Source organism: Xenorhabdus sp. PB30.3 (assembly GCF_963895965.1).
GTDB classification, from domain to species: Bacteria; Pseudomonadota; Gammaproteobacteria; order Enterobacterales; family Enterobacteriaceae; genus Xenorhabdus; species Xenorhabdus stockiae.
This window is the reverse complement of sequence record NZ_CAWQMW010000017.1, coordinates 1-11,111: the sequence shown is the minus strand read 5'-3', so window position 1 is coordinate 11,111 and position 11,111 is coordinate 1. Positions and strand designations below refer to the sequence as shown.

Below are 11,111 nucleotides of genomic sequence, written 5' to 3'. Positions count from 1 at the left end.
CAATAATCATTTATTGTGGGATGGGGTTTGGCTGCCAGTTATATAAACAAAAAAATAACCTTTTTATTATAAGCGGCTTCTGATTATTTATTAAAAATAAATCGGAATGCCCCACTATATGGAAAATAGGCCTATTTCTATGAGAAAAAACAATTCCGTAAAACCTATTGTTTTGTGGGTGACATTATTGTGTGGACTTTTACCTGCTACTGCTGCCATCGCTGATAGCGGTTATCAAGAACAGGGGCAGTTAAATTCACCTGATAGCTGGTTATCAGAAGAGTTTAAACGCCAGTGGGGGTTAACTACTATTGGTGCACATTATGCCTATGCCCGTGGATATACCGGGAAAGGGATCAATGTCGGAGTGCTGGATGAAGCAGTAACCCCCCATCCTGAATTTGCAAACAAACTGAGAAGATTAAGCCCGGAAGATCCAGTCAATTTTGACGAAGATATTTGGACAGATATCATTGAGTTCGGCGCTCATGGTAACCATGTCGCCGGCACTATTGCGGCAAACCGGGACGGTACAGGGATGCATGGAGTTGCATTTGATGCTGGCTTGATCACCGGTAAATATTTACAAAATGAATTCAACCGAACAGAAGCGATGATCCAAAGTAATGCCAGGGTTATCAATAACAGTTGGGGGGTTCGCCCTCAGATAAGACGGGATATAAACGGCAATCCGATAAGGCGACCAGATGGTACATGGGACTATGTTAAAACCACTCTGGAGGATGTCCGTAAATATGTTAATAATAATGATCTTAGAGAAAAATTGGATCGTCTAAGCCGCTCAGAAATTCCTGAATTAGATGATTACACAACCAGAACAGCGGGCTTATTACGTGCTGCGCGACATGACAAATTAGTTGTTTTTGCGGCAGGAAATGCCAACAACTATAACGTTACCTGGTTGCATGCGGGTATGCCATATTTCTTTCCTGACGTCCTGAAAAACTATCTCAGTGTCGCCAACATAACGCAGGACAAGGAGCTGGCTCTGTCATCAACCAGTTGTGGGTATACCGCCAGCTATTGCTTATCTGCACCGGGCACCAAAATTTACAGTAGTACCGGTAAGTTTGTTTCAAAAACAGGAAAGAAAATAGACGAAGGTGCCCTGAATAGAGGAGAGCTTGAGATTGACTCTTCCTATGATACCTACACTGGTACATCCATGGCTGCACCACATGTCGTCGGAGCTGCGGCTGTCCTGATGCAACGTTTCCCTTATATGACAGCAGCTCAAATTTCTGATGTCCTCAAAACTACAGCGACCATTATTAATAAAGAAGGCAAAAGGATCCATGAACTTTCCGGCTGGGGCATGCTCAACCTGAAAGATGCCATTGACGGCCCGAAAATGTTTATCACGAAGGACGATATTCCCGCTGAATTTTATATTGAGGATTCCTATACCGATACGCAGTTTGTCGCCAATATCGTCGGTATGGGGGAAAAAGTAGAAGCAGGCACAACGGTAGAACGCGTCTGCGACAGCATCGAATGTACCTATGACTACTGGAGTAATGATATCTCCGGTCATGGCGGATTAACCAAAACCGGTAAAGGCATGTTGGAACTGACCGGTAAAAACAGCACCTATCAAGGCCCGACAATCGTTGATCAGGGTCAGTTACAGATCAGTGGCGGTATCACTTCTGAGGTGACAGTACATAAGGGTGCCACACTGAGCGGAAACGGGGCTGTCGGTTCACTCATCGCTAAAAGCGGCTCTTACATTGCTCCCGGTAATGTGGGCCCCATGAATACTGATGTAATCGGGACACTGAAAGTTAACAACGATGTGACTTTCGAGAAAGACTCACATTACCTGGTTGAAGTCGCCAGAAATACTTCTGGGTTGAGTGACCATATTTATTCCGACGGCTTAGCTACATTAAAAGGTGGCGAGGTTGAAGTTAGGTTAGAAAACAGCAGCAACCTGCTTTCAAAACCTGAAGTCCGCAGCCTGCTGGGTCAGCAATACAATATCCTACAGGCCAAAAAAGGCATCAAGGGTCAGTTTACTGCCGTTTTACCTAATTATTCACTTGAGTTACCTGAGTATCTGTTCATTGGCGCTCAATTGAACTATCAGCCGAATAGCGTCATGTTAGATATCAATCGTAACGCCACCCCATTTGCCAGTGTGACAAAAACCGCCAATGAACGCGCCATCGCCAATGCGGCGGAGAAATTGCATCTGGGCCATCCGGTTTATGAAAGCATTCTGATGTCGGATACGGGATCACAGGCGGGCAAGGCCTTCCAGCAATTATCTTCCGGCCAGATCCACGCCGATATCGCGTCTGCACAAATTAATGGCAGCCGTTACCTTCGTGATACTTTGAATACCCGTCTGCGTCAGGCTGATACCGGATTGGCCAGTCAGGATATCAAGGCTGACCAAAACGGGGTCTGGGCGCAGATCAGCAGTAACTGGCAACGCACCAATAGTAACAGTGAAGCCAACGGTTATCGCATGTCTAACTACGGCGTATTTCTGGGGGCTGATCGGGAAGTAGCCAATGACCTGCGTCTCGGTATGGCTACCGGTTTCACCCGCTCTTCCCTGCGTGGCGGTGATAATACTTCCGCAGGCAGTGATAACTTCCATCTGGCATTTTATGGCAGCAAACAGCTGGATGCTCTGGCCTTGCGCACGGGTATCGCTTACAGCTGGCACCGGTTTGATACCGAGCGTTCAGTAGCCTTCGGCAGTCAATCGGACAATCTGAAAGCTAAATACGGTGCGCAAACCGGGCAGTTATTTGCGGAAGCCGCTTACGGGATCAACCCGGGCTGGCTGAATCTGGAGCCTTTCGCCAACCTGTCCCATGTTAATTTCCGCAACGATGGCATCAATGAAAAAGGCGGGGCCGCGGCCCTGACCGGTAAAAAACAATCGAAGAATGCCACACTCTCAACATTAGGTTTGCGTGTGAACCAGAACTGGCAGACGCAGGATCAACTGACGGTCGGCATGTATGGTGAATTAGGCTGGCAGCATCAGTTCGGTAATGCTGAACGTGACAGTCAATTAAGTTTCAGCAACAGCGATGTGTCATTTACGGTTAACAGTGTCTCCGCTGCGCGTGATGCGGCAGTCATTAAAGCCGGTACGTCCCTGAGCATTAATGAAAATACCAAATTATCAGTAGGATACAACGGTGTCTTATCACGTGGTCACAAAGATAACGGCGTATTCTTCAATGCCAACTGGAAATTTTAGTCAATAAAAAATCCCAACTCACTGCCCACCAGCAGTGAGTTTTTTTCTTTATTCATGTTTAAAGATTTTTGAGTGGTTATTCATCAAATAATCACCCGAAAGAATTCACTATACACAATGAATTTCAAGGTGCGTCGCGACGGCAAGGGAGTGAATCCCCGGGAGCATAGATAACTATGTGACCGGGGTGAGTGAGCGCAGCCAACAAAGAGGCAGTTTGAAAGGCGAAGTGTATAAATTCATTATATGAAAAACGGACTTACCACTATGAAAAAGAATAATTCCTTAAAACCTATTGTCTTGTGGATAACATTATTGTGTGGGCTTTTACCTGCTACTGTTGCCACCGCGGATAACGGGTATCAAGAAAAGGGACAGTTAAATTCGCCGGATAGCTGGTTATCAGAAGAATTTAAACGTCAATGGGGATTATCGGCCATTGGTGCGCATTATGCCTACGCCCGTGGCTATACCGGGAAAGGGATCACTGTCGGGGTGCTGGATCAAGCCGTAACGCCTCATGCTGAATTCGCAAACAAACTGAGAAGATTAAGCCCGGAAGATCAGGTCAATTTTGACGAGCTTTTTAATGGACTTTTAATTCTGTTCGGCAATCATGGTAACCATGTCGCCGGCACTATTGCGGCAAACCGGGACGGCGAAGAGATGCATGGAGTCGCATTTGATGCCGACCTGGTTACTGCAAAATTTTTAGGCAGCTATCAGAATCGCACAGAAGCGATGATCCAGAGTAACGCCCGGATTATTAACAATAGTTGGGGAGTCCCTCCTGAACGTAATCGGGATGAAAACGGTAGACCGATAAGGCGACCAGATGGTACGTGGGATTATGTTCAAGTTACGATGGACGAAGTCAAGAAACATGGAGAGTCAATTCGAAATACACTGGATCAGTTAAGCCGTTCACCAATCCCTGAAACATTCGACGATAACTCCGCTACAGCAGGTTTATTACGTGCAGCACGCCACGGAAAACTCGTGGTTTTTGCGGCAGGAAATTCCAATAACTATAACATTACCTGGATAGATGCGGGTATGCCGCTTTTCTTTCCTGACGTCCTGAAAAACTATCTCAGTGTCGCCAACCTGACTCAGGAAAAGGGGCTGGCGCTGTCATCAACCAGTTGTGGATATACCGCCAGCTATTGCTTATCTGCACCCGGCACAGATATTTACAGTAGTACCGGTAAATTTATTTCAAAAACAGGTACTCACATAAATGAAAATTACCTGAATGAAGGGAATTTTGATATTGACTCTTCCTATGGTTTCAAGACGGGTACATCTATGGCAGCACCGCACGTTGCCGGAGCCGCGGCTGTCCTGATGCAACGCTTTCCTTATATGACTGCGGAACAAATTTCTGATGTTCTCAAAACTACGGCGACAGATTTGGGTGAAAAAGGCATTGATAAACTCTATGGCTGGGGAATGCTTAACCTGAAAGATGCCATTGATGGCCCGAAAATGTTTATCACGAAGGACGATATTCCCGCTGAATTTTACATTAAGGATTCCTATACCGATACGCAGTTTGTCGCCAATATCGTCGGCATGGGGGAAAAAGTAGAAGCAGGCACAACGGTAGAACGCGTCTGCGACAGCATCGAATGTACCTATGACTACTGGAGTAATGATATATCCGGTCATGGCGGATTAACCAAAACCGGTAAAGGGATGCTGGAACTGACTGGTAAAAACAGCACCTATCAAGGCCCGACAATCGTTGACCAGGGTCAGTTACAGATCAGTGGCGGCATCACTTCTAAGGTGACGGTACATGAGGGTGCCACACTGAGCGGAAACGGTACGATTGGTTCACTCACCGCTAAAAGCGGCTCTTACATTGCCCCCGGTAATGTGGGTCCCATGAATACTGATTTAATCGGCACACTAAAAGTTAACAACGATGTGACTTTCGAGAAAGACTCACATTATCTGGTTGAAGTCGCCAGAAATACTTCTGGGTTGAGTGACCGTATTTATGCCGACGGTTTAGCTACATTAAAAGGTGGCGAGGTTGAAGTTAAGTTAGAAAACAGCAACAACCTGCTCTCAAAACCTGAAGTTCGCAGCCTGCTGGGTCAGCAATACAATATCCTACAGGCCCACAAAGGTATCAATGGTCAGTTTACTGCCGCTTCACCTGACTACCTGTTCATTGGCACTCAACTGAACTACCAGCCTAATCGCGTCATGTTAGATATCAATCGTAACGCCACCCCATTTGCCAGTGTGACAAAAACCGCCAATGAGCGCGCCATCGCCAACGCGGCGGAGAAATTGCATCTGGGCCATCCGGTTTATGAAAGTATTTTGATGTCGGATACGGCGCCACAGGCGGGCAAGGCCTTCCAGCAATTATCTTCCGGCCAGATCCATGCCGATATCGCGTCTGCACAAATTAATGGCAGCCGTTACCTTCGTGATACTTTGAATACCCGTCTGCGTCAGGCTGACACCGGATTGGCCAGTCAGGATATCAAAGCTGACCAAAACGGGGTCTGGGCACAGATCAGCAGTAACTGGCAACGCACCAACAGCAACAGTGAAGCCAACGGTTATCGCATGTCTAACTACGGCGTATTTCTGGGCGCAGACCGTGAAGTAGCCAATGACCTGCGTCTCGGTATGGCTACCGGTTTCACCCGCTCTTCCTTGCGTGGCGGTGATAATACTTCCGCAGGCAGTGATAACTTCCATCTGGCATTTTATGGCAGCAAACAGCTGGATGCTCTGGCCTTGCGTACCGGCGTAGCCTATAGCTGGCACCGGTTTGATACCGAGCGTTCAGTAGCCTTCGGCAGTCAATCGGACAATCTGAAAGCCAAATACGGTGCGCAAACCGGGCAGTTATTTGCGGAAGCCGCTTACGGGATCAACCCGGGCTGGCTGAATCTGGAGCCTTTCGCCAACCTGTCCCATGTTAATTTCCGCAACGATGGCATCAATGAAAAAGGCGGTGCCGCTGCCCTGACCGGTAAAAAACAATCGAAGAATGCCACCCTCTCGACATTAGGTTTGCGTGTGAACCAGAACTGGCAGACGCAGGATCAACTGACGGTCGGCATGTATGGTGAGTTAGGCTGGCAACATCAGTTCGGTAATGTCGCACGCGACAGTCAATTGAGTTTCAGCAACAGCGATGTGTCATTTACGGTCAACAGTGTCTCCGCTGCCCGCGATGCGGCAGTCATGAAAGCCGGCACGTCCCTGAGTATTAATGAAAATACCAAATTATCAGTGGGCTACAACGGAGTCTTATCACGTGGTCACAAAGATAACGGCGTATTCTTAAATGCCAACTGGAAATTTTAGTCAATAAACAATCCCACTCACTGCTGGCAAGCAGTGAGTTTTTCTTTGTGTATAAATCCATTATATGAAAAACAGGCTTATCACTATGAAAAAAAACAACTCAGTAAAACCTATTGTTTTGTGGATAACATTATTGTGTGGGCTTTTACCTGCGCCCGCCTCCATCGCGGATAACGGGTATCAAGAAAAAGGTCAGCTAAATTCGCCGGATAGCTGGTTATCAGAAGAATTTAAACGCCAGTGGGGATTGACGGCTATTGGTGCGCATTATGCTTATGCCCGTGGTTATACCGGAAAAGGGATCACTGTCGGGGTGCTGGATCAAGCGGTAACGCCTCATGCTGAGTTCGCAAATAAGCTTAAAATATTAAGCCCGGAAGACATTGTGAGCTATAAATATAATGACGATAAATCTGGCAATATCTCTTTCGGCAACCACGGTAACCATGTCGCCGGTACTATTGTCGCAAACCGGGACGGCAAGGAGATGCATGGAGTCGCATTTGATGCCGACTTGGTTACTGCAAAATTTTTGGGTAATTATCATAATCGCACAGAAGCGATGATCCAAAGTAATGTTCGGGTTATCAATAATAGTTGGGGCGTTAGGCCTGGCTATGAAGTAGATAAACGGGGCAACCCCAGACGCTGGCCGAATGGGACAGTAAAATATAAGCAGGTGACATTAGCTCATGTTATTAACGAAATGGAACCGATTAAAGGAATATTGGATCATTTAAGCCGTTCACCAATCCCTGAGATATACGATGAACTCTCCGGTACAGCAGGTTTATTACGTGCTGCCCGCCATCATAAATTAGTTGTTCGTTCTGCCGGAAATGCTAATAACTATAACGTTACCTGGATAGATGCAGGCATACCATTTTTCTTCCCCGACGTTTTGAAAAACTATCTCAGTGTCGCCAACATAACACAGGACAAGGAGCTGGCTCTGTCATCTACTCGTTGTGGATATACCGCCAGCTATTGTTTATCTGCGCCGGGCACCCTAGTTTACAGTAGCACCGGTGAATTCGTTCCAAAATCAGGTGGTGCAATAAACGAAGGTGCCCTGAATCGAGGGGAGCTTGAAATTGACTCTTCCTATGGTTTCAAGACGGGTACATCTATGGCAGCGCCTCATGTCGTCGGAGCCGCCGCTGTCCTGATGCAACGTTTCCCTTATATGACGGCGGGACAAATTTCTGATGTCCTCAAAACTACAGCCACCATTATTAATAAAGAAGGCAAAAGGATCCATGAACTTTCCGGCTGGGGCATGCTCAACCTGAAAGATGCCATTGACGGCCCGAAAATGTTTATCACGAAGGACGATATTCCCGCTGAATTTTATATTGAGGATTCCTATACCGATACGCAGTTTGTCGCCAATATCGTCGGTATGGGGGAAAAAGTAGAAGCAGGCACAACGGTAGAACGCGTCTGCGACAGCATCGAATGTACCTACGACTACTGGAGTAATGATATCTCCGGTCATGGCGGATTAACCAAAACCGGTAAAGGCATGCTGGAACTGACCGGTAAAAACAGTACTTATCAAGGTCCTACCCTAGTTGAACAGGGCCAGTTACAGGTCAGTGGCGGCATCACTTCTAAGGTGACGGTACATAAGGGTGCCACACTGAGCGGAAACGGTACGATTGGTTCACTCACCGCTCAGAGCGGCTCCTATATTGCCCCCGGTAATGTGGGCCCCATGAATACTGATTTAATCGGCACACTGAAAGTTAACAACGATGTGACTTTCGAGAAAGACTCACATTATCTGGTTGAAGTCGCCAGAAATACTTCTGGGTTGAGTGACCGTATTTATGCCGACGGCTTAGCTACATTAAAAGGTGGCGAGGTTGAAGTTAAGTTAGAAAACAGCAACAACCTGCTCTCAAAACCCGAAGTCCGCAGCCTGCTGGGTCAGCAATACAATATTCTACAGGCCCACAAAGGTATCAATGGTCAGTTTACTGCCGCTTCACCTGACTACCTGTTCATTGGGACTCAACTGAGTTACCAGCCTGAACGCGTCATGTTAGATATCAATCGTAACACCACCCCATTTGCCAGTGTAACTAAAACCGCCAATGAGCGCGCCATCGCCAATGCGGCGGAAAAATTGCATCTGGGCCATCCGGTTTATGAAAGCATTCTAATGTCGGATACGGGATCACAGGCGGGCAAAGCCTTCCAGCAATTATCTTCCGGCCAGATCCACGCCGATATTGCATCTGCACAAATCAATGGCAGCCGTTATCTGCGCGATACCCTGAATACCCGTCTGCGTCAGGCTGACACCGGATTGGCCAGTCAGGATATCAAAGCTGACCAAAACGGGGTCTGGGCGCAGATCAGCAGTAACTGGCAACGCACCAACAGTAACAGTGAAGCTAACGGTTATCGCATGTCTAACTACGGCGTATTTCTGGGGGCTGATCGGGAAGTAGCCAATGACCTGCGTCTCGGTATGGCTACCGGTTTCACCCGCTCTTCCCTGCGTGGCGGTGATAATACTTCCGCAGGCAGTGATAACTTCCATCTGGCATTTTATGGCAGCAAACAGCTGGATGCTCTGGCCTTGCGCACGGGTATCGCTTACAGCTGGCACCGGTTTGATACCGAGCGTTCAGTAGCCTTCGGCAGTCAATCGGACAATCTGAAAGCTAAATACGGTGCGCAAACCGGGCAGTTATTTGCGGAAGCCGCTTACGGGATCAACCCGGGCTGGCTGAATCTGGAGCCTTTCGCCAACCTGTCCCATGTTAATTTCCGCAACGATGGCATCAATGAAAAAGGCGGTGCCGCTGCCCTGACCGGTAAAAAACAATCGAAGAATGCCACCCTCTCGACATTAGGTTTACGTGTGAACCAGAACTGGCAGACACAGGATCAGCTGACTGTCGGCATGTATGGCGAATTAGGCTGGCAACATCAGTTCGGTAATGCTGAACGTGACAGTCAATTAAGTTTCAGCAACAGCGATGTGTCATTTACGGTCAACAGTGTCTCCGCTGCCCGTGATGCGGCAGTCATCAAAGCCGGCACGTCCCTGAGCATTAATGAAAATACCAAATTATCAGTGGGATACAACGGTGTCTTATCACGTGGTCACAAAGATAACGGCGTATTCTTCAATGCCAACTGGAAATTTTAGTCAATAAAAATTATTTAAATCAATAAACTCACTGCTGGTGATGGCTGGCAGTGAGTTTTTTCTTTCGCTATCTTCTTTCACAGCAGTACATACATTTAAGAAAAATGCATTATGCTCACATCAGAGGCAGACTGGTTGATTAACATGTTGAACGACTGAAGGAGTCATTACCATGAGTAAAAGACTGAATCGGCAAATTGTTCTTGCATCAAGGCCAGAAGGCACACCTGTTGAAAGTAATTTTAGTCTTGAAGAATCGAGTATCCCCTCACCTTCTGAGGGGCAAGTACTTTTAAAATTGCATTATCTTTCACTTGATCCTTATATGCGGGGCCGAATGAGTGCGGCAAAATCATATGCTGAACCAACAAAAATTGGTTCTATCATGGAAGGTGCAACGGTCGGTGAAGTAATAGAAAGTCGCAGTGCTGATTTTAAAACGGGTGATATGGTGCTTTCCTATTCCGGTTGGCAGGAATTCGCCACCGCTCAGGATACGAGTTTACGCAAGCTTGATCCTACAATTGCTCCTTTAACAACGGCATTAGGCATACTTGGAATGCCCGGTTTTACTGCATATTCAGGGCTGTTAACTATTGGAAAACCCATGAAGGGAGAAACTCTTGTCGTTGCCGCCGCTACAGGCCCGGTTGGTTCTGCTGTCGGTCAAATTGCAAAAATCAAAGGAGCGCGGGTTGTTGGTATTGCAGGTGGTGCAAAGAAATGCCGGGCTTTACTGGATGAATTTGGGTTTGATTCAGCGATTGATCACCATGAAGCTGATTTCGTTCAAAAACTGGCAGCAGCCTGCCCTCAGGGTATTGATATATATTTTGAAAATGTCGGAGGAAAGGTTTTTCAGGCTGTGCTTCCCCTTTTAAATAAATTTGCACGTATCCCTGTATGTGGCCTGATTGCACACTATAATCATGACACTTCATCTGAAAGTACGGGTTATGTCCCCTTATTTATGCGTGACATACTGACAAAAAGTCTTACCGTGCGAGGTTTTATTCAATCTGATTTTTCCAGTCAGCGTTCGGATTTTCACCGTGATATGGAAGAATGGGTTTCCAAAGGAAAAATTCATTATAGAGAGGATATTATCGGTGGTCTGGAAAATGCGCCGAAAGCCTTTATTTCCCTTTTAGAGGGAGGAAATTTCGGCAAGCTGATTGTGAAAGTTGGCTAAAAATATTTATCATTTTTTGGTTAGTATAAGAACATTCTCAATTCCTGAAAAATAAACTGACCTTATCAATTTTATGTCTAATATAAATAGAATGGATAAAATATCGGATAATATTTTATCCATCTTTATTTTTGAAAATAATTTTTATTTGATAACTCACGGAAACATTA

The 11,111-nt window shown here is 46.5% G+C and carries 4 protein-coding genes; all 4 read left to right on the top strand.

The window, feature by feature from the left end:
* Positions 1 to 139 precede the first annotated feature (139 nt).
* The 4 genes from AACX38_RS02115 to AACX38_RS02100 all read left to right on the top strand — a co-directional run bounded on the left by AACX38_RS02115 (position 140) and on the right by AACX38_RS02100 (position 10,941).
* Positions 140 to 3,244 (top strand): autotransporter serine protease, encoded by a 3,105-nt coding sequence (locus tag AACX38_RS02115; protein ID WP_228865623.1) that lies wholly within the window; start codon positions 140 to 142, stop codon positions 3,242 to 3,244.
* A gap of 267 nt (positions 3,245 to 3,511) precedes the next feature.
* The gene (locus AACX38_RS02110; protein ID WP_304957225.1) at positions 3,512 to 6,583 is read left to right on the top strand and encodes an autotransporter domain-containing protein; all 3,072 of its coding nucleotides are present in this window, start codon (positions 3,512 to 3,514) and stop codon (positions 6,581 to 6,583) included.
* Between the two features lie 85 nt (positions 6,584 to 6,668).
* Positions 6,669 to 9,749 (top strand): autotransporter domain-containing protein, encoded by a 3,081-nt coding sequence (locus AACX38_RS02105; protein ID WP_228865622.1) that lies wholly within the window; start codon positions 6,669 to 6,671, stop codon positions 9,747 to 9,749.
* Positions 9,750 to 9,915: 166 nt separating this feature from the next.
* The gene (locus AACX38_RS02100; protein WP_228865624.1) at positions 9,916 to 10,941 is read left to right on the top strand and encodes an NADP-dependent oxidoreductase; all 1,026 of its coding nucleotides are present in this window, start codon (positions 9,916 to 9,918) and stop codon (positions 10,939 to 10,941) included.
* The last annotated feature ends 170 nt before the right edge of the window (positions 10,942 to 11,111 follow it).

Coding starts and splice junctions, on each gene's coding strand:
- AACX38_RS02115 (WP_228865623.1), top strand. CDS start 140: ATGAGAAAAAACAATTCCGTAAAACCTATTGTTTTGTGGGTGACATTA.
- AACX38_RS02110 (WP_304957225.1), top strand. CDS start 3,512: ATGAAAAAGAATAATTCCTTAAAACCTATTGTCTTGTGGATAACATTA.
- AACX38_RS02105 (WP_228865622.1), top strand. CDS start 6,669: ATGAAAAAAAACAACTCAGTAAAACCTATTGTTTTGTGGATAACATTA.